The 18,639-nt window shown below is 69.8% G+C and carries 19 protein-coding genes; 12 read left to right on the forward strand and 7 right to left on the reverse strand.

Annotated elements, in window-relative coordinates; all coding sequences use genetic code 11:
• Positions 1–146 precede the first annotated feature (146 nt).
• From IW256_RS40475 to IW256_RS40495, 5 genes are all read left to right on the forward strand, one after another.
• A complete protein-coding gene (locus IW256_RS40475; RefSeq protein ID WP_197015979.1) occupies positions 147–779 on the forward strand; it encodes a DUF5753 domain-containing protein in 633 nt (210 codons plus the stop codon).
• Entirely contained in the window at positions 776–967 is a 192-nt protein-coding gene (locus IW256_RS40480; protein ID WP_197015980.1) for a DUF397 domain-containing protein, read from the forward strand. Before IW256_RS40475 ends, IW256_RS40480 begins: the two co-directional genes overlap by 4 nt.
• Before the next feature lie 76 nt (positions 968–1,043).
• Complete coding sequence (locus IW256_RS40485) at positions 1,044–1,247, forward strand: DUF397 domain-containing protein (RefSeq protein ID WP_197015981.1); 204 nt, start codon at positions 1,044–1,046, stop codon at positions 1,245–1,247.
• Positions 1,248–1,322: 75 nt separating this feature from the next.
• Complete coding sequence (locus IW256_RS40490) at positions 1,323–1,610, forward strand: transposase (RefSeq protein ID WP_197009110.1); 288 nt, start codon at positions 1,323–1,325, stop codon at positions 1,608–1,610.
• An 8-nt stretch (positions 1,611–1,618) separates the two neighbouring features.
• Complete coding sequence (locus IW256_RS40495; protein WP_231404162.1) at positions 1,619–2,482, forward strand: IS3 family transposase; 864 nt, start codon at positions 1,619–1,621, stop codon at positions 2,480–2,482.
• Positions 2,483–3,056: 574 nt separating this feature from the next.
• Here the strand turns inward: IW256_RS40495 and IW256_RS40500 are convergent.
• The 3 genes from IW256_RS40500 to IW256_RS40510 are packed head-to-tail and all read right to left on the reverse strand — an operon-like array spanning position 3,057 to position 4,574.
• A complete protein-coding gene (locus IW256_RS40500) occupies positions 3,057–3,482 on the reverse strand; it encodes a VOC family protein (protein ID WP_197015982.1) in 426 nt (141 codons plus the stop codon).
• Positions 3,483–3,508: 26 nt separating this feature from the next.
• Entirely contained in the window at positions 3,509–4,018 is a 510-nt protein-coding gene (locus IW256_RS40505) for a pyridoxamine 5'-phosphate oxidase family protein (RefSeq protein WP_197015983.1), read from the reverse strand.
• A gap of 13 nt (positions 4,019–4,031) precedes the next feature.
• A complete protein-coding gene (locus IW256_RS40510; protein ID WP_197015984.1) occupies positions 4,032–4,574 on the reverse strand; it encodes a cysteine dioxygenase family protein in 543 nt (180 codons plus the stop codon).
• A gap of 81 nt (positions 4,575–4,655) precedes the next feature.
• On the opposite strand from IW256_RS40510, the gene IW256_RS40515 reads away from it, so the two are divergent.
• Positions 4,656–7,337 (forward strand): ATP-binding protein, encoded by a 2,682-nt coding sequence (locus tag IW256_RS40515; RefSeq protein WP_197015985.1) that lies wholly within the window; start codon positions 4,656–4,658, stop codon positions 7,335–7,337.
• 244 nt (positions 7,338–7,581) lie between these two features.
• Here the strand turns inward: IW256_RS40515 and IW256_RS40520 are convergent, their stop codons facing one another.
• Positions 7,582–8,991, reverse strand: a complete 1,410-nt coding sequence (locus tag IW256_RS40520) for a glycoside hydrolase family 28 protein (protein ID WP_197015986.1) — start codon at positions 8,989–8,991, stop codon at positions 7,582–7,584.
• A gap of 151 nt (positions 8,992–9,142) precedes the next feature.
• Here IW256_RS40520 and IW256_RS40525 point away from each other — a divergent pair, with 151 nt between their 5' ends.
• Positions 9,143–10,168, forward strand: a complete 1,026-nt coding sequence (locus IW256_RS40525; RefSeq protein WP_197015987.1) for a LacI family DNA-binding transcriptional regulator — start codon at positions 9,143–9,145, stop codon at positions 10,166–10,168.
• 72 nt (positions 10,169–10,240) lie between these two features.
• Here the strand turns inward: IW256_RS40525 and IW256_RS40530 are convergent, their stop codons facing one another.
• Complete coding sequence (locus tag IW256_RS40530) at positions 10,241–11,383, reverse strand: acyl-CoA dehydrogenase family protein (protein WP_197015988.1); 1,143 nt, start codon at positions 11,381–11,383, stop codon at positions 10,241–10,243.
• A gap of 71 nt (positions 11,384–11,454) precedes the next feature.
• Between IW256_RS40530 and IW256_RS40535 the strand changes: the two genes are divergently transcribed.
• The 4 genes from IW256_RS40535 to IW256_RS40550 all read left to right on the forward strand — a co-directional run bounded on the left by IW256_RS40535 (position 11,455) and on the right by IW256_RS40550 (position 14,785).
• Positions 11,455–12,111 carry a TetR/AcrR family transcriptional regulator gene (locus IW256_RS40535; RefSeq protein WP_231404125.1) on the forward strand — a complete coding sequence of 219 codons (657 nt, stop codon included), beginning with the start codon at positions 11,455–11,457 and terminating at the stop codon, positions 12,109–12,111.
• 410 nt (positions 12,112–12,521) lie between these two features.
• Positions 12,522–13,142: a hypothetical protein gene (locus IW256_RS40540; RefSeq protein WP_197015989.1), complete on the forward strand. Its 621-nt coding sequence runs from the start codon at positions 12,522–12,524 to the stop codon at positions 13,140–13,142.
• 436 nt (positions 13,143–13,578) lie between these two features.
• Complete coding sequence (locus IW256_RS40545; protein ID WP_197015990.1) at positions 13,579–14,064, forward strand: SH3 domain-containing protein; 486 nt, start codon at positions 13,579–13,581, stop codon at positions 14,062–14,064.
• 4 nt (positions 14,065–14,068) lie between these two features.
• Positions 14,069–14,785, forward strand: a complete 717-nt coding sequence (locus IW256_RS40550) for a class F sortase (protein WP_197015991.1) — start codon at positions 14,069–14,071, stop codon at positions 14,783–14,785.
• Between the two features lie 115 nt (positions 14,786–14,900).
• Here IW256_RS40550 and IW256_RS40555 read toward each other — a convergent pair whose 3' ends face one another.
• Positions 14,901–15,650, reverse strand: a complete 750-nt coding sequence (locus tag IW256_RS40555) for a L,D-transpeptidase family protein (protein WP_197015992.1) — start codon at positions 15,648–15,650, stop codon at positions 14,901–14,903.
• A 135-nt stretch (positions 15,651–15,785) separates the two neighbouring features.
• Positions 15,786–16,607 (reverse strand): SAM-dependent methyltransferase, encoded by an 822-nt coding sequence (locus IW256_RS40560; RefSeq protein WP_197015993.1) that lies wholly within the window; start codon positions 16,605–16,607, stop codon positions 15,786–15,788.
• Between the two features lie 929 nt (positions 16,608–17,536).
• On the opposite strand from IW256_RS40560, the gene IW256_RS40565 reads away from it, so the two are divergent.
• Positions 17,537–18,508 (forward strand): ParB N-terminal domain-containing protein, encoded by a 972-nt coding sequence (locus IW256_RS40565; protein WP_307829375.1) that lies wholly within the window; start codon positions 17,537–17,539, stop codon positions 18,506–18,508.
• The last annotated feature ends 131 nt before the right edge of the window (positions 18,509–18,639 follow it).

The raw sequence follows: 18,639 nt of genomic DNA on the forward strand, positions 1-18,639 counted from the left end.
CGATAGATCATTGTGGGACGCCATCGCTGTTGAGGTGCAGCGGCAGAGGGAATTGCACGGTTTGGTCTGGCAGTAAGCTGGCAGAGCTTCTAGCGTGCGATCGTTCCACGGTTTCCAGGATTGAGAACGGCCTTAGGCGGCTCTCGATGGACTACGCCAAGTTGCTTGACCGGCTCTGGGGCACTCGTGGCCTGTTCGAGCGCCTGGTTCGATACGCGGACTCAGCGGATGACGGGAGCTGGTTCACCGGCCTTGTCGACTACGAGGGCCGAGCGTCCAGACACCGGATGTGGCAGGCTCTGATCGTGCCGGGGCTCCTCCAGACGCCCGACTATGCAAGGACGGTCATCTCGGCTGACAGCCCGGACGTGGAGGCGGGACTGAAGAAGCGCCTCGACAGGCAGGCCACGGTGTTCGAGAAGACGCCGCACCCATACCTGTCCGTCGTCCTCAACTGGACTGTGTTGCACCAGGTGGTCGGCGGAACCGAGGTCATGAGGTCTCAGTTGGCCCACCTTTTGGAGCTGAGTACCAAGCCCAACATCAGCATCAGGGTGGTAGGCCAAGAAGACTTCCATTTTGGCCTCGACGGATCGTTCCGGCTTCTGACGGTCGACGACAGGGACCTGGCCTTCGCTGAGGCTCCCGAGCGGGGGCGGCTGGTACTCGACCCCACGGGCGTGCAAGATTACGCCCTGCGGTATGAACGCATCAGCAACATCGCTGCCCCCATCAGCTCATCACGGGAGCTGATCGAACAAACCATGGAGGCACTGTGACCACCTGGCGAAAGTCAAGCTACAGCGGATCTGGTAACCAGTCCGACTGTGTGGAGCTGGCCGACCTTGGCCCACGGCAGATCGGTGTGAGGGACAGCAAGGCTCCCGAAGCCGGCCACCTCGCCCTTGGCCTCCACTCGTTCGCCAGTCTCCTGAGGGGCATCAAGGCAGGCAAGCTCGATCTGTAGCCCCTGTAAACAGCAAAAGCCCTGGCAGAGGACCTATCGAGGCGTCTGATCATCGACACATCGTGGAGATCATGAGATGAGCACCCCCGCCCCTGCTTGGCGAAAGTCCAGCTACAGCGGCGCTACCCAAGGTACCGACTGCGTGGAGCTGGCCGACCTTGGCCCACGGCAGATCGGTGTGAGGGACAGCAAGGCTCCCGAAGCCGGTCATCTCACCCTCGCCCCCGACTCGTTCGCCGTCCTGCTCCAGGGGATCAAGGCCGGCAAGCTCGACCTCTAACCCCTATGAGCTTCCCCCGGTTCCACGGACACCTCATCTGAGTTGACCTTGATCAACTTGGGAAGGAAGTGTCCCGTGCCACCACCTCATCCGCCTGAGTTCCGGCGACGCGCCGTCGAGCTGGCCCGGACCGGCGACAAGTCGGTCACCGCGCTGGCCAGGAGCCTGGGTATCAGCCAGTCGTGCCTGAGGAACTGGATCCGCCAGGCCGACATCGAAGAGGGTCACCTTGACGGCCTGAACGCCGGCGAGCACAAAGAGCTGATCGAGCTGCGCCGAAAAGCCAGGCAACTGGAGTTGGAGAACGAGATCCTCAAGCGGGCGGCGGCCTACTTCGCTCGCGAGAACATGCTCCCAAAATAAGGTACTCGCTGGTCCGTGAACTTGCCGAGAACGACATCCCCGTCGCGGTGGCCTGCCGAGTGTTAGGAGTTTCCCGGTCCGGTTACAGCGACTGGCTCGGCAGGCCCGCCTCCATCCGGGAGCAACGCAACGCCGAGCTGGTGAAAATGATCAGAGAAATCCATGAGGAGTCACGCCGGAGCTACGGCTCGCCGAGGGTGCACGCCGAGCTGACGCTCGGACGGGGCGAGCAGGTGAGCCGCAAACGGGTCGAGCGGCTGATGCGCGAAGCCGGGATCCAGGGGATCTACCGGCGCAAGGGACGCCGGAACCTGGTCAACGAGCCGACCGAGGAGGACCTGGTCAAGCGGGCCTTCGACGTCCAGGCGCCCGACGTGCTGTGGGTCACCGACATCACCGAGCATCCGACCGGCGAGGGAAAGCTGTACTGCGCGGCCGTGCTGGACTGCTTCTCCCGCCGCATCATCGGCCATTCCATCGACATCCGCCAGACCACCAAACTCGTGGTCGATGCGATGGCCGCCGCTGTCGCCCGCAGAAGACCCGCCAAAGACGCCACGATCCTGCATTCAGACCATGCCGCCCAGTTCACTTCCTGGACGTTCGGGAAGCGCCTTCGGGCCGCAGGACTCCTCGGCTCGATGGGCACGGTCGGTGACTGCTACGACAATGCCATGATGGAGTCATTCTGGGGCTCGATGCAGCTCGAACTCCTCGACATCAGAAAATGGCAAACAAGAGCCGAACTCGCAGCCGCGGTGTTTGAATGGATCGAGTGCTGGTATAACCCGTTCAGAAGGCATTCCAGCCTCGGAATGCTGAGTCCGGTGAACTACGAGGAGCGACACCGCGCCTCGACCACGACCACCTGACCCATCTCACCCCAGCTGTCCGTGCTACCGGGGGAACCTCACTACAGGCAAGAGCCCCCTCCAGCGGAGGGGGCTTTTCGTTTCTCTGGGCTGCTGCACCGATGGTGTGGTGCGGGGGGATGGCTCGACGTGTCCCGAGTGTGCGTTGACTTGCGGCGAGTTGCTGTCTTGACCGCCCGGTCATACGACAACTCGCCGCAAGTCAACGTGAGCCTTGCCGCGGGCGGGCGTCGTCAGGTGTCGTACGCCTCTCCGTTGATCAGGACGTTGGTCAGTCGCGGGTCCGGATATGTTCCAGCGGTATGGGCGTGCCCACGTTGTCGAACGTGGAGTTGGGTCCACTGTGAAATCCGGCGCTCTCGACGACTACGACACGAGGCTCGACCTCGATGACGTCGTCGGAACGTGCCCGCACCCGACCCCCGACAGGACGAACGGGTGCTGCCGCCTCGGCGGGGTCGACCGCCTCCGCGGGCTTGGTGGGCTCGGCGGGCTGAACCTCCTCCGTGCGGCCTGCGGCGTGGAGGGCGCGTTCAGCAGTGCGATTGCTGGACGCGGCGGCGGGTCACGCTCGTCACCGAAGCTGCTCGGCCAGCGCGACGATGATGCCCTGGGGGCCGCGGACGTAGCAGAGCAGGTAGATGTCCTCGTACTGCGCGATCTCACCGATGAGTCCGGCGCCGTGGGGGCGCAGGCGGGCGACGGTGTCCTCGATGTCGTCGACCTCGAACATGATGCTGCGGATGCCCAGTGTGTTGGACGGGGCGGGGTCCGGTTCGGCGCTGATCGCCGCCGGCGCGTGGAACTTCGTCAGCTCGAGCTTGCCGTGGCCGTCCGGGGTCCGCATCATCGCGATGTCGACGCGGAGGTCGTCGAACCCGTTGACCCGCTCCGCCCAGCTTCCCTCGATCGGGGCCCTGCCCTCCAGCTCCATGCCGAGTTCGGTGAAGAAGGCGATGGCGGCCTCGAGGTCGGCGACGACGATGCTGACGTGGTCCATTCGCTTGAGTGTCATGTCCCCTGCCCTCAGGAGTCGGTTGCCTGGCGTTCGGCCTGCTGCTGGATCAGTTCCTCCACGGCGCTCGGGAGGGTCGTCTCGAAGTCGATCAGTTTCGCCCAGGTCGGGGTGACGACGATGCGGACCATGCCCTCGTGGTAGAGCGAACGTACCCCCGCCTCCCACTCGACCCGTTGCTCGGGCGTCATCTGGTAGGTGCTGTTCATTTCGAGGTACTCGTCCGGGATGCCGTCGGTGACGTCGAGTTCGGCGTGGCCGCGGATGAGCAGGATCGTGGGCGGGTGCACCTCGGTGTCGATCGTCAGGGCGACCGCCGGGTTCTGGCGGAGGTGGGCGAGCTTGGGGGCGTTCTTCGCGGTGCACATGACGATCTCGGTGCCGTTCCAGCTGAACCCGATGGGAACGTTCCGGGGCGTGCCGTCCTTGGCGACGTAGGCCAGGCGGGCGATGTCGCGGGCCAGCATCTCCCGGCTCAGCGGGCGGTTCAGGATCTCGGTGGTCTCGTTCGGCGTGGTCATGTCGTGTCTCCTGTCAGCTCTGGACCGGGAGGTCGTAGAAGCGGCGGGCGCTGGAGCCGACGCGGTTGAGGTCGGTGCCGTAGATGTGCAGGGAGACGGCGGTCTCCTCGCCGATGTTACGGACGCGGTGGATGTCGCCCGGCGGGGCGAAGGCGCTGACCTCGCCGGCCGTGTTCGGGTTGTGGCCGGCCTCGATCAGGGCCGTCCCGTCTTCGGACAGGGTGAACAGGTCCTCGTACTCCACGCCGGTCAGGACGCCGAACACGCACCAGGTCACGTGGTCGTGGATGCGGGTCAGCGCGCCGGGCTGCCAGGCGATGGCCGCCATCGAGAACGAGCCGTCCGGCTCCACGTGCAGGCGGTGGCTGCGGTAGGTGCCGCGCTCGCCGCTGAGCAGGTCCGCGGGAAGCAGGCCGGGCGAGGGCAGGTGCTCGCGGAGCGCGTCCCCCACGTACGACGCGGTCTCGTGCCAGCCGGCGCCGCGGGCGACCGCGCCGCGCACGGCGGTGAGGAGTTCGTCCAGCTCTGTGGCGGGACGCACGGTTAGGGTGTTCATGGTTTCCTCCCCTGTCAGGTGCCTCCAGAATCGCCCCGAGGGGGAGGGGCGGTCATCCGTGCTGACCGCAGGACACCACGGATGCTGCCACGGAAAGGGGCCAGGGTGGCGGAGCGGATCTCCGAGCGGGAGGCCGAGGTGCTGGCCGCGCTGGGTGCGCGGCTGTCCAACGCGCAGATCGCGAGTCGGCTGCACATCTCCGTGCGCACGGTGGAGAGCCACGTGTCGTCGCTGCTGCGCAAGTACGGCATGTCCGACCGGTGGGCGCTGGCCGAACTGGCCCGCTCCGCGGAGGGGGAGCCCGGCCGGGTGGCCGGGTTGCCGGTGTCCGAGACGACGTTCGTGGGCCGTACGGCCGAGCGCGCCGCCGTACTGGCCGCGGTCGAGCAGGCCCGGCTGGTGACGCTGCTGGGCCCGGGCGGGGTGGGCAAGACCCGGCTGGCCGTGGTGGCGGCCGAGGAGGCCGTGGCGCTGTTCCCGTCCGGCGGGGCCTTCGTGGACCTGGTGCCGGTACGCGACGGGTTCGTGGCCCGCGCGGTCGCGACCACGCTCGGGGTGACCGAGGGCTCGCACCAGCCGCTGGAGGAGGCGGTCGCGGCGCGGCTGGGCACCGGGCGGTCGCTGCTCGTGCTGGACAACTGCGAGCACGTGATCGACGAGGCCGCCGGGTTCGCCGAGCGGATCCTGGCCGCCTGCCCGGGCACTCGCGTGCTCGTGACCAGCCGGGAACGCCTCGGCGTACCGGGCGAGCGCAGCGTGCCGATCGCCCCGCTGCCGCTGGGTTCGGACGCCGAGCGGCTGTTCCTCGACCGGGCGCTGGCCGCGGACCCCCGGTTCGTGGCCGAGCCCGCGGTGGTCGCGGAGCTGTGCGCGCGGCTGGACGGCATGCCGCTGGCGATCGAGCTGGCCGCGGCCCGGGGTGCGTCGCTGGGCCCCACGGGACTGCTCGCGGCGCTCGACGACGCGCTGCGGCTGCTGTCCGGCGTACGCGGCGGCGACGCGCGGCACCGATCGCTGCGCGCGGTCCTGTCGTGGAGCCACGACCTGCTCGATGAGGAGGAGCAGGCGCTGTTCCGGCGGCTCGGGGTGTTCGTCGGGGCCTTCGACATGGACGCCGCGTCCGCCGTCGGCGGGGACCGCGCGGGCGTCGCGGACCTGCTCGGCCGGCTGGTCGACAAGAGCCTCGTGGTGCATGTGCGCGGGCGGGTCAGCCGCTGGCGCCTGCTGGAGACCGTACGCGCGTTCGCGCTGGCGCAGATGACGGCCGCGGGCGATGAGGACAAGACGAGGACGCGGCACCTCCGCTGGGCCGCCGGCGCGGCGTCCGCCATCGAGGGCAGGATCGGCGATCCCACATGGCGCGAGGACTTCGACGCCATGGCCGCGGACCTGCGCGCCGCGCTGGCCGCGGCCGGCGGCCCGGGCGAGGTGACGCACCGGCTGGCGAGCGCGCTGGCGCACCTGACCTTCGCCCGCCGCCACCTGCTGGAGTCCTTCGCCCACCACCGGACCGCCGCCGCGCTCGCGACGAGCGCCGCGTCCGCCGCCCGCGACCTGCGCGCGGGAGCCGGGTGCGCGCACGTGAGCACCACCTCCAACCAGCACGTGTTCGAGCTGCTGCTGGAGGCCGCCGAACAGGCGGGACGGGCCCGCGACGACCGCGGCCGGGCGATCGACCTGGCCCGCGCGGTCGAGACGGCCTGCCGGTTCCCCGAGGCGTTCGAGACCGGCGTCCCGTACGAGCGCCTGCGCGGCCTCCTCGACGAGGCGGCAGCGGCCGGCCCCGGCGGCGACCCGGAGGTCACGGCGGCCCTGGCGCTGGCCCGCGCGTGGCTGGCGGGCCCGGACAAGGGCGCACCCGACCCCGCCCTCGCTTCCGCCGCCCTCGCCGCCACCCGGGCGACCGCGGACCCGGTCCTGGTCAGTGCCGGCCTGTGCGCCGCCGGGACCGCTGCCCTGCACGCCGGGCGGCTGCGCGAGGCCAACCGCATCACCCGCGAACGCCTGGCGCTGCTGCCGTCCATGGACCGCGACGACCCGTACTGCGCCCCGGAGATCTGCAACACCTACGGCCGCGCCTGCCTCTACGCGATCATGACCGGCGACCTGCCCGGCGCGATGGCCGCCGCCCGCGCCGGCATCGACGACGACCTGCTGCGCGATACCCACATCACGGCCAGCCGCCTCGTCCAGCCCCTCGTGCTGACCGGCCGCTTCCACGAGGCGATCGGCCACGCCGAACGAATGCTGGACCAATGGGAACGCGCCGGACGCCCCGCCCCGCTCTGGATGCTGCCGGCCGTGAGCATGACGGTGCTGGCCGGCGCGATGCTCGATGAGCCGGGGCCGGTGGCACTGTGGCGGGCGCATGCCGAGGAGATGGCCGGCGGCACGCTCGGCACGGCGCCGGTCGCGGCGTTCGTCGACGCCCGCCTCGCCCTCCACGACGAGCGGTACGACACCGCCGAACCCCTCGTACGGACGGCCTTCTCCGTGGACGCCCCCCTGGACAAATACCTCGCGTACGCGCGGGCGGCGGGCGCGGAACTGGCCGTGGCCGCACGCTTGCCCGACGCGGCGGACCTGCTGGCGGCGGCCACCCCGCTCGCCGAGGAGAACGCCTGGGCGGCGGCGTGCCTCGCCCGTGCCCGCGGGCGCCTCCACGACGACCGCGCCGAGCTCGCCCGCGCCCTCACGGCGTTCGAAAGCCTGGACGCACTGGCCGAACGCGACCACACCCAGGCCTTGCTGGCGCGGCTCTAACCTCTGGTTTTTAAAGTCCCGGCCCACGGCGCTCGCCTGGCGGCTCGCACCTCACCGGGCAGTCAACGCGCTCGCGCGATGGCTGAGGCACTTCGAGACAGGCCAAGCCAACAGCAAAGCCCATGCGGACGATGGCTCGACGCGTCCCGAGTGTGCGTTGACTTGCGGCGGGTTGCTGTCTTGACCGCCCGGTCACACGACAACTCGCCGCAAGTCAACGTGGGCATGGCCGTGGACGGGGCCGTCAGTCGTCGTACGGCTCGCCGTTGATCAGGACGTTGGTCAGCCGCAGGTCGCGGACGTGTTCCAGCAGCATGGGCGTGCCCACGTTGTCGAACGTGGCGTTGGTGATGGTGACGTCACTGATCGGTGAGCGTTCGTAGCCCCGCAGGTACAGGGCGTACTGGCCGCCGTTGCTCTTGAGGTCCTCGACGTGGACGCCGCGCACGGTCGGGGTGAAGGCGCCCGCGTCCCCCTCCTCGTAGAAGAAGTTGATCCAGATCACCTCCTGCCCGACCTCCAGGACCTCGTTGTCGCGGAAGTAGACGTTCTCCACCACGCCGCCGCGTACGGAGTTGGTCTTGATGCGCAGCGCGCGGTCGAGGTTGGGGCTGTCCATGACGTTGTCCTCGGCGAAGACGTTGCGCACCGACCCCGACATCTCGCTGCCGATGACCACGCCGCCGTGCCCGTCCCGCATGGTATTGCCGTGGACGACGATGTTCTCGCTGGGCACGTTGACGCGGCGTCCGTCGGCGTTCCGGCCGGACTTGATGGCGATGCAGTCGTCGCCGTTGTCGAAGGCCGAGTCCCGGATGACGACGTCCCGGCTGGACTCGGGGTTGACTCCGTCGTTGTTGGGCCCGTGGCTCTCGAGCGTGACGCGGTCGACCAGCACGTTCCGGGACAGCACCGGATGGACCATCCACATGGGCGACCCGACGATCTTCACGCCCTGGACGAGGATGTTCTCGCTCTCGTAGAACTGCACGAAGTTGGGCCGCAGGTAGTGGCCGCCGCCGAACCGCCGCTGCTCGACCGGCACGCCGCTCTCGCCCATCCGGAACAGCTCGGCCCGGTCGGCGGTCTGGGTGGCGCCGGCCCAGTTCCACCAGTGCGTCGCGTCGGCCTGCCCGTCCAGGGTCCCGCTCCCGGTGATCGCCACGTTCCGCGCCTTCCGGGCGTAGACGAACGGCGAGTAGTTGTAGAGCTCGACGCCCTCCCAGCGTGTGTACACGGCGGGCAGGTAGTCGGCGGGGTCCTGGCTGAACTTGACGACCGAGCCCTCGGCGAGGTGCAGGTCGATGCCGCTGCGCAGGTGGATAGCGCCGGTCAGGAAGGTGCCCGCGGGCACCACGACCCGCCCGCCGCCCTTGCCCGCGGCGGCGGCGATCGCCTTGCGGAACGCCGCGGTGCTCTCCCGCGTCCCGGTGGGATCGGCGCCGAAGTCGGTGACGACGACCTTCCGGACGGGGATCTTCGGGGGCCGGACCCGGTGCCGGATCCGGTCGGCCAGTTTCCAGCCCTGCGCCGTCCCGTCCGAGACGGCGGGGCCGGTGGTGGACGTGCCGGGCTCGGCCCGCGCGGCCGCGGCGCCGGGCACGGCCGCCGCCGCGAGCAGGACGGCCACGAGTACGGTCAGGATTCTGCGCATCCGCGTCTCCTCCTGGGCACTGAGGGGGGTGGGAAACCGGTTTCTCGTCTCGCGTCCAGGTCCCGGTCTCTCCTTTCAACAGTGGGGCCGTGGCGGGTAGTGTGGGCCGAGAAACCGCTTTCTTGTCTCGTCGAGAGTCAAACCCACCCTCATGCGCACGTCAAGAGCAGGCGCCGGGCGTGACGGCGTCACGATCGGGAAGGTCGCCGAGGCGGCGGGCGTCTCCCGCGCCACCGTCTCCCGCGTCATGAACGGCCTGGCCACCGTGGACCCCGAGCTCGTACGGCGGGTCCGGGAGGCCGCCACGCGACTGGGGTACGAGCCGAGCACCGTGGCCAGGAGCCTGGCGCTGGGCCGCACCGGGATGGTGGCCATCGTGGTCCCCGACCTGGAGAACCCGATGTTCCAGCGGGTGCTGCACGGCCTGACCGACGCGGCGGGGGAGCACGGGCATCGGCTGCTGGTCGCCAGCTCCAACGAGAACGTCCGCGAGGAGGTGGTCCTGGCCGCCGAGGCCCGGCGCCGCTGCGACGGCCTCGTCCTGTGCGCGCCGCGGATGCCCACCGAGGAGCTGATCGGGCTCGCCGGCAAGCTCGCCCCGTTCGTCCTGGTCAACCGGCAGGTACCGGAGATCCCGGCGCCCTCGCTGGCCGTCGACCACGCCGCCGGGATCCGGGCCATCGTCGCCCACCTGCTGGCCCTCGGGCACGGCCGCCTCGCCTACCTGGCGGGGCCGGAGACGAGCGCCTCCAACCGGGACCGCCTGGAGGCGCTGCGCGGCACGTCCGGCCGTTTCGAACTGGTCGAGCTGCGGTGCGGCGCCACGTTCGCCGACGGGCACCAGGTGGCCGACCAGGTGCTCCGGGAACGCGCCACCGCCATCGTGGCCTACAACGACCTGGTCGCGTTCGGCGCCCTGAGCCGCCTGCACGAGCTGGGCGTGGAGGTCCCCGGCCAGGTCTCGGTCGTCGGTTTCGACGACATCCCGTTCGCCCGCTACACGACCCCGCCGCTCACCACCGCCTCGGTGCCGCAGTCCGAGCTGGGGCACCAGGCGTGGCAGCGCCTCCGGGCACTGCTCGACCACCGGACCCCGGACCCGGACGTCCACTTCGTCCCCCGCCTCGAAGTGCGCGGGAGTACGGGCCCGGCACCGGGGGCGCTCCGCTACATCTGACGCCGGGGGACGGACGGCCGCGCGCCGTCCGCTCCCGGTCCGTTCCCGGCCGTTCCCGGTCCGTTCCCGGTCTCAGCGGGCCAGGGTGCGGGAGATGACCAGGCGCTGGATCTGGTTGGTGCCCTCGAAGATCTGCATGACCTTCGCCTCGCGCATGAACCGTTCGACCGGGAAGTCCCGGGTGTACCCGGCGCCGCCGAGCACCTGGACCGCGTCGGTGGTGACCCGCATGGCGTTGTCGGTGGCGATCAGCTTGGCGATCGACGCCTGCGGGCCGTAGGGCCGTCCGGCGTCCTTGAGCCGCGCGGCCTCGGTGTAGGTCGCCCGCGCCGAGCCGACCGCGGCGGCCATGTCCGCGAGGAGGAAGGCCAGCCCCTGGTGGTCGATGATCGCCTTGCCGAACGCCTCGCGCTCCTTGGCGTAGGCGACGGCCGTGTCCAGCGCGGCCTGGGCGAGCCCGGTGGCCACGGCCGCGATGCCCAGCCGTCCGGCGTCCAGCCCGGCCAGGGCGATCGCCAGTCCCTGCCCCTCCGCGCCGATCCGGTGGTCGGCCGGCACCCGCACGTCCTCCAGCCGTACCGTGGAGGTGGTCGAGCCGGTGAGGCCCATCTTGTCCTCGGGCACGTCGAACGCCAGGCCCGGCGTGTCCGCGGGCACGTGGAAACAGGAGATCCCGCGGGACCCGTCGTCGGAGGTACGCGCCATGACGGTGTAGAAGTCGGCCTGGCCCCCGTGGGTCGTCCACGCCTTGGCGCCGTTGAGCACGTAGGCGTCGCCGTCCCGGACCGCCTTGGTGCGGATGGCCCCCGGATCGGAACCGGCGTGCGGCTCCGACAGGCAGTAGGCCCCCAGCAGTTCGCCCGAGAGCATGTCCGGCAGCCACCGTTCGCGCTGCTCAACGGTGCCGTAGGTGAACATCGGGAAGCAGGACAGCGAGTGCACGCTGACCCCCACGCCGACGCTCGCCCACGCCGCGCCGATCTCCTCCAGCACCGGGAGGTAGACCTCGAACGGCTGCCCCCCGCCCCCGTACTCCTCCGGGTAGGGCAGGGACAGCAGCCCGGCACGGCCCAGCACGGTGAAGACGTCGCGGGGGAACTCCGCCTTCCGCTCCGCCTCGTTCACGCGGGGCAGCAGCTCCTTGGCGGCGATCTCGCGGGTGAGGCCGATCAGGTCCTCCGCTTCCGGATGGGGCAGGAGACGAACGACTGGCATGGTGGCTCCTTTCGCCGCCCGATGGTACCAACCTCAGTACTGAAGAACCCCTTCTGGTACTGTTCGCCGCCATGAACGCGGGTAGCGGCGACGTCCACGAGCGGGCCGGTGACGTCCGCGAGCGGCGCCGGGCCGACGGGCGGCGCCGGGAGGACGGACGGCGACATGAGGACGGGCGGCGCCGGGACGAACTCATCGACCGGCTCATCACCCTCTTCCTCGAACGCGGCTTCGCCGATCTCGGCATCGCCGACATGGCGGCCGTCCTGCGCTGCTCGAAGTCGACGCTCTACACCGTCGCGCCGAGCAAGGAACAGATCATCGTGACCGTGGTGCGGGCCTTCTTCCGCCGGGCCACCGCCCGGGTGGAGGCCCGTCTCGACGCGGGCGCCGATCCCCGCGACCGCCTGGCCGCGTACCTCCGCGCGATCTCGGACGAGCTCGGTCCCGCGTCACCGGCGTTCTTCGCCGACCTGACCGACTTCGTCCCCACCCGCGAGGTCTACCGGCAGAACACCCTCATCGCCGCCGGCCGCGTGCGTCGGCTGGTCCGCGAGGCGTCCCCCGCCGGTGACGCGGCCTTCGTGGGCGCGGTGGCCGGCCTGGTCATGGAGTCCATCCACAGCGGAGAGATCCGGGCCGCCACCGGACTGGCCGACTCGGCCGCCTACGCCGCCCTGGCCGACCTGATCGGCGCCCGGATGACCCGGCCCGAGCAGGCCGGGTGACCTGGGGCGAGTAGGCCGGGTGACCCCGCGCCGGCAGGTCGGGTGATCTCGGGCGAGTAGGCCGGGTAACCCCGGGGGGTGAGCGGGCCCGGTGACCCCGCGCGAGCGGGCCGAACAATCCGGAACGCGCGGCATTCCGCCGCAATGAGGACGCCATTCTCCCAAGCGGGCAACCGTCACTGAAAAATCGGCGTATCTGTCGATTTGGCGCTGGGGTGCGCGCCGGACTCTTTGCCGTCAAAAGGGCAACTTTCAAAGCAAAGACGATCCGGCTGGCGCAAATGTTTATGACCAGCGCAACATCCGGCGGCATTGATGCGGGTACCTCGTTCGGCGAGATGCCGGACCCTTCTGGCATCGGAGCAGTCACCGCTCGAAGGAGGACCATGAGAAGGAGTGCGCGTACCGGTATGGCACTCGCCGTCGCCGGGCTGGCCACCACCGGCTATTCACTGATGAGCGCCGGAACCGCTGACGCGGCGAACGCCGTCCAGGAAGTCCGGAACGCCCCGATAAAGGTCTGTCACTACAGGGTCCATGAGCGGCACGGAACGGATGTCCGCACGGGCTCGGGCTTCCATTTCCGTTCACTCGGCAAGCTGAGGCACGGCAAGCGCGTCTGGGCCGACTGCGAGTTCCGTGGATGGACGAAACTGCGGAGCGGCGTCCCGGACAGATGGCGGGGGGAGTGGGTCTATCGCGGCCATCTTCGCGACAACCCGGGGCCTCGCGACCATAACGGCGACCGAGGGGACCATCACCACCATCACCGCCATCACCACCACCATCGGCACCATCACCACCATCACGGTGGCTTCAACCACTACTCGGACCACCACTCGGACCACCACATGCACCACTCCAACGGTTCGAGCGACTACGGTGACCCGCGCGGTTCCGTCGCCGCCGGCGCCGGGGGTACGTCCGCGGAGGCGAGCCCGTTGCTGGCCGCCGCCGGGCTGGGCTCGATCGTCCTCGGAGGCGGTGCCGTGGTCATGGCGCGCCGCCGCCGTGCCACCGACCGCATCTGATCGCCCCATCAAGAATGCGGCGGTCACTCCGGCCACCTCCGGCCGGGGTGGCCGCCGCATTCATCGTGACGGCGCAGCGCGGATCCCCATTCGTGCTGGCCAGGGGATCTCGCACACAAGTCGCCCAATTTCTCCTCTCCGCAGGAAGTGCGTCCCAGGAGAGTTCGAGCGTGAACAGAACGGGCTTTCTGCCGAGAAAGGCGAGTGGCAGGTAGATCACGGTCACCCGTGCCGGTAAGTCTCCAACGCCCGATTTGGCGGGGCGCGAGCGCCTCACTCTTTACCTCCAAAAGGGCAACTTCCAAAGCAAAGTATCGGCTGCCCGCGCAAATGTTTATGACCAGCGCAACATCCGGCGGCATTGATGCGGGTAGCTCGATCAACATGATGCCGGACGCGTCCGGCATCAGAGGAAGTCACCAGTAGGGGGAGGAACATGAGAACGAGTGCGCGCACCGGCCTGGCGTTCGTCGTCGCCGGGCTGGCCACCAGCGGCATCACGCTCACGAGCACCGGGGCCGCCCAAGCGGCGACCATCGCACAGGAGGAAGGGGCCAAGGTCTGCAGGTACCAGGTCATCGCCAAGAGCGGGCTGAACGTCCGCAGTGGCCCTGGGATGAAGTACCGGATCGTCGGCGCGCTCGACTACGGCACGCATCTTTCGGCCGACTGCAAGGACAAGGGGTGGACCCAGCTCCGGGGCGGCGTCCCGAAGAAGCTCGTCGGCAAGTGGGTCGCCCGCGTGTACCTGCACGAGATCAAGCCGCACCACTCCAGTGACCCGCACGGTGGCGTCTCCGCCGGCGCCGGCGGTACGTCCACCGATGTGACCCCGTTGCTGGCCGTCGGACTGGGCTCGATCGCGCTGGGGGGCGGTGCCATGGTCATGGCGCGGCGCCGTCGCGCCACGGGCCAGATCTGATCGCATGGGTCATGAAAAGCGCGGTGGCCGCTCCGCCTACCTCTGGTACGGGGTGGCCGCCGCGCTGATCGCGATCGGAGCGGCGCTGGGGATCGCCGGCCTGCGGCTCGACCGTTCCACGACGCCGCCGCAACCGTCCGTCTCGGAACTGGCGGAGTCCGGCCCGGCCGCCCGGTCCGCCGATCCGAGGGGCGTGCGCGCGCTGCCGGCCTCGGTCCCCCGGCGGGTGCTCATCCCGGAGATCAAGGTCAGCGCGCCGGTCGTTCCGCTCGGGCTGCAGGAGAACGGCGAGATCGCCGTTCCTCCGCTGAGCCGTGTCCACGAGGCCGGCTGGTACCGGAACGGCCCGACGCCGGGGGAGAAGGGCCCGGCCGTGATCGTCGGTCATGTGGACTCCAGGAAGGGGCCCGGGGTCTTCTTCAAGCTCGGCGCGCTCCGGCCGGGCGGGAGGATCCAGATCGTTCGCGGGGACGGTGTGACCGCGACCTTCCGCGTCCAGCGCGTCCAGCGCGTCGACAAGGACAGCTTCCCCACGAAGCGCGTCTACGGGAGGGTCGACGAACCGGCGCTTCGCCTGATCACCTGTGGCGGGACGTTCGACCGTGCCCGCGGCCACTACACCGACAACATCATCGTCTACGCGGCGCCGCTGGCCGATGCCTGGCCCTCGGCGTCCGCCTCCCCGCCGCGGCGGGAGCGGGCCCAGGGCGCCGCCGCGTAGCCGGTGCGTGGCCGCGCGTGCCGGGCGGCGGTGGTGACCCGCCGCCGCCCGGTCCCGGACTCCTCCCCGAGCAGCGCGTCCCGGAGGAGGCCCCGGGACCGGGCGGACGGGCCGTTCAGCGGAAGAGCGCCTGCCGGGGGCCCATGAAGATCCTGTCGTGCGGGCGCAGGTTCCTCATGATCCTCTCCAGCCGGGGCCGGGCCAGGGCGACGCATCCCGCGGTCGGCCCGGAGCCGATGTGCATGAAGATCGCTGAGCCGTGCCCGTGGATGATGGGGGAGTCGGGCGGCCGGTTGTGGTTGATGACGACGGCCTGCCTGTAGGGGCCGTTCTTCATGTAGGCCGAGAGGTCCTCGTCGGCCGGGAGGCAACGGCCCTGGTAGTACCGGTTGTAGCGGTCGTCGCCGATCGTCGAGCCCCAGCAGTCGCCGCTCTGGCGGAGCGTACGGTACGGCAGCGCGGTCCCGGGGTCGGTCTCGCCGAACGCCTCGGTGAGACTGTAGGCACCGGTCGGGGACCTGCCGTCGCCTTCCCGTTTCGTACCTGGAGCGGCGAAACCGTTCCGGCCGATATGTCCCGGTGCGATCAGCGTTCTCTTCCAGAAACCATTCCTTTTAGTGCATTCGGTGATGGTCACCTCGGTCGTCCCGTAGGCGTCCGCCACCGCGAAGAGCACGCGCCCGGCCGTCCCCGGGTCGTGGCGGGACTTTCCCAGGGTGAGCGCCGTGCAGGGGTTGTCCGTGCCGCTGACCTGCGCTTCCGCTCGCGTGGCCGGAAAAGCAGGGACGGCGAGCACCAGCGCCGCGAACGCTGCTGGGAGGGCCGTCCGCGTTCTGCTCGAACGTTTCCGGATTTGGGTGGACATGGGAAAGTCTCCCTCTGCGCCGAAGCCGCCGTGGACGGCGGCTGCTTGCGCAGAGTAATGCCCGGCGAATTCCCCGGGCATGCGGCGAACGCGGACCGGCGCCCAAGCCGGGACGACGGGTCGCCCCGGGGACGGTCAGGGCTTCCGGGCCACCCCGGCGAGAACGATGTGGTCGACCCCGTCGGCGGGCGCCACGTGCGGCCCGTCCGGCCACCAGTCCCGCAGGAGGGTGAGGCCGGGATCGACGAATTCCAGCCCGGTGAAGTACTCCTCGATCTCCGCGCGGCTGCGGAAGTTGCCCGAGCCCATCGAGCTGCCGTTGAACACCTCGGAGATGTAGCGGGCGATCTCGCTGCCCTCGCTGCCGTCCGCCGGGTCGTGCCAGTGCGTGAGCGCCAGGTAGGACCCCGAGGGCAGCAGATCCACGTACTCGCGCATGATCTCGGCCGGGCGCTGCTCGTCGGGGACATGGTGGATGGTCGAACACTGGATCAGGGCCACCGGGCGGCTCAGGTCGAGATGCCCGCTGATCACCGGATCGTTCCAGAGATCGCGCGGCCGGGTCAGGTCGCCCGCCACGAAACGGGTCCTCTCGTTCCGCTCCAGTATGGCGCGGCCGTGCGTGGCGACGATCGGGTCGATGTCCACGTAGACGACCCGGGCCTCGGGATTGACACGCTGCACGGCCTCATGCGTGTTCTCCGCGGTCGGCAGGCCCGACCCGCAGTCGAGGAACTGGTCGATGCCGGCCTTGGCCAGGAAACGGACCACACGGATTAGCCAGGCCCGGTGCTCCTGCGCGAAACGCAGGGTCTGCGGGATCTGCTCGATGACCGCGTTGGCGACCTCGCGGTCGACCTCGTAGTTGTCCTTGCCGCCGAGGAAGACGTCGTACACGCGGGCGATGCTCGCCCTCGTCTGATCGATGATCTCCGGCGAGGTGCCTTCCCGCGTCATCCACCTTCTCCAAGTGAGCGGTTACTTCAACGTGGCCCACAGCTTACGAGATATGTCCGAGCTGCTCCTTCGAGTGGATGCGAGCGGATCCGTGTTGGTCATGCGGAATGTCCGATCGACCGTGGACGCGGGACGCTCTTCGTCCGCCTCGCACGGCCCGTCGGCGCTTCCTCGCGTGCGGCGTGGGCCCGTGAGGCCCGGCGCGCGGGCCGTACCGGGAGGCTTTCGGGGGCCTGCCAGGCGTAGGGACGCCCTGCCCTCGGGTGTGTGACCGAGAGGCTCGCCATGCTTTTCCATTGCCAATAAAATGGCTCCACCACCTCGGATGAGAATGGCATGTAACCGTGGTCCCAGAGACAAAAGTTGATCGGCATCCCGCGTTCTCGGGTGGATCTCAGGGGCGGTCGGGGTGGGTGGGTCCCCCGACCCCCTTACGGTCCGCATGATCACGCTGAGTGTCCAGTGCACCGGTTCTGACCTGCTGTTATAGGAACACGAAGGCCCTAGGGGAGCAGCGAGTAGGGGATAGGGGATGCCTAGGGGTACCCGCCGGCAAAGATCCGTTGTTATCGTCGTGAAGCGAATTCATGCCATCCCGATAGTCGGCTGAACGTCCTTCGCACGGGGGAAGGGGTGTCGGAGAGGCGGCCAGGGCATGATCCGCGACAGGGGAGCCGGGGCGAGGGCGCCCCGGCACATCTTCGGCGAAGGCCCGCGGGGCCGGCCGATCACAGCGAGAACGGCATGCCGTGCTGCGGTGTGACCTTCTCTTCGAGGACGAGTACGGGGCGTTCCTCTCGTGGCGTTCCGGAGTGCACGAAGAACGCGCAGCCCGCGGCAGGCGGTCCACCGCCTGGCGCCGGTCACTCGCGCGCTCGCCCCCCGCTGACGGGTGACTCGTAGGTGAGAAAGAATCGTAGGGAGCCGAAGTGGAGTTCCGGCAGGAGCAAGGCGATCTCAGTCCGGTGGTCGACGTCGAGGTCAGCGCGCTGTCCATCACCGACTCGCCGCGGATCTCGGGGGAGAACCCGGAACATGTGGAGGCACTGGCCGCGGCGCAGGCCGAGCTTCCCCCCATCCTGGTGCACCGTCCGACCATGCGGGTCATCGACGGGCTGCACCGCGTACTGGCGGCCCGGCTCAGAGGCGACGAGAAGATCCGGGTCCGGTTCTTCGATGGGGACGACGCCGACGCCTTCGTGATGGCGGTCCGTTCGAACATCGCGCACGGGCTGCCGCTGTCGCTGGCCGACCGCAAGCGCGCGGCGGAGCGCATCGTCGTCTCGCATCCGCGCTGGTCGGACCGGATGGTCGCCTCGGCCACCGGGATCGCCGCCGGCACGGTCGCCGAGATTCGGCGGCGGGTGCCGGCCGGCGCGGCCGCGGAGCCTCTCCGGATCGGGCAGGACGGCCGGGTTCGCCCGATCAACGGAGCGGAGGGCCGCCGGGTGGCCGCCGAATTGATCAATGAGAACCCGAGCCTCTCGCTGCGCCAGATCGCGCAGGCGGCCGGCATCTCACCGGAGACGGCACGGGACGTCCGTAACCGGCTGCGCCGGGGCGAGGACCCGCTGCCCAAACGGATGGCCGGCACCGTGAGCCTGGCCAGCCGCCGCAACACCCACGCCGAACGGAAGGCGGCCGTCCAGACACCGGCGCGGGACCGCGCCGCGATCGTCGAGCGGCTCAAGGCGGATCCCGCCCTGCGCTTCAACGAGACCGGGCGGAACCTGCTGATGCTGCTCAACCTCCACACGATGAAGACGGCGGACTGGGACACGATGATCAACAATGTCCCCCCGCACTGCGCCGGGATCGTCGCCCAGCTGGCCCGCGACTGCGCGGACGTCTGGGCCGACTTCGCGATACGGGTGGAGCGCCAGATCGCGAGCATCGTCTGACCAGCACCCGCAACGGAGCGCTAGCGGAGTGGAGGGGGTTGGTCAGGCTGGTTGTGTCGGGGGTGTGGGGGTTGTTCCCCACCGTGGTGTGGCCAGCACCCGCAACGGAGCGCTAGCGGAGTGGAGGGGGT

This window comes from Actinomadura viridis (assembly GCF_015751755.1).
In the GTDB taxonomy this organism is placed as follows: domain Bacteria; phylum Actinomycetota; class Actinomycetes; order Streptosporangiales; family Streptosporangiaceae; genus Spirillospora; species Spirillospora viridis.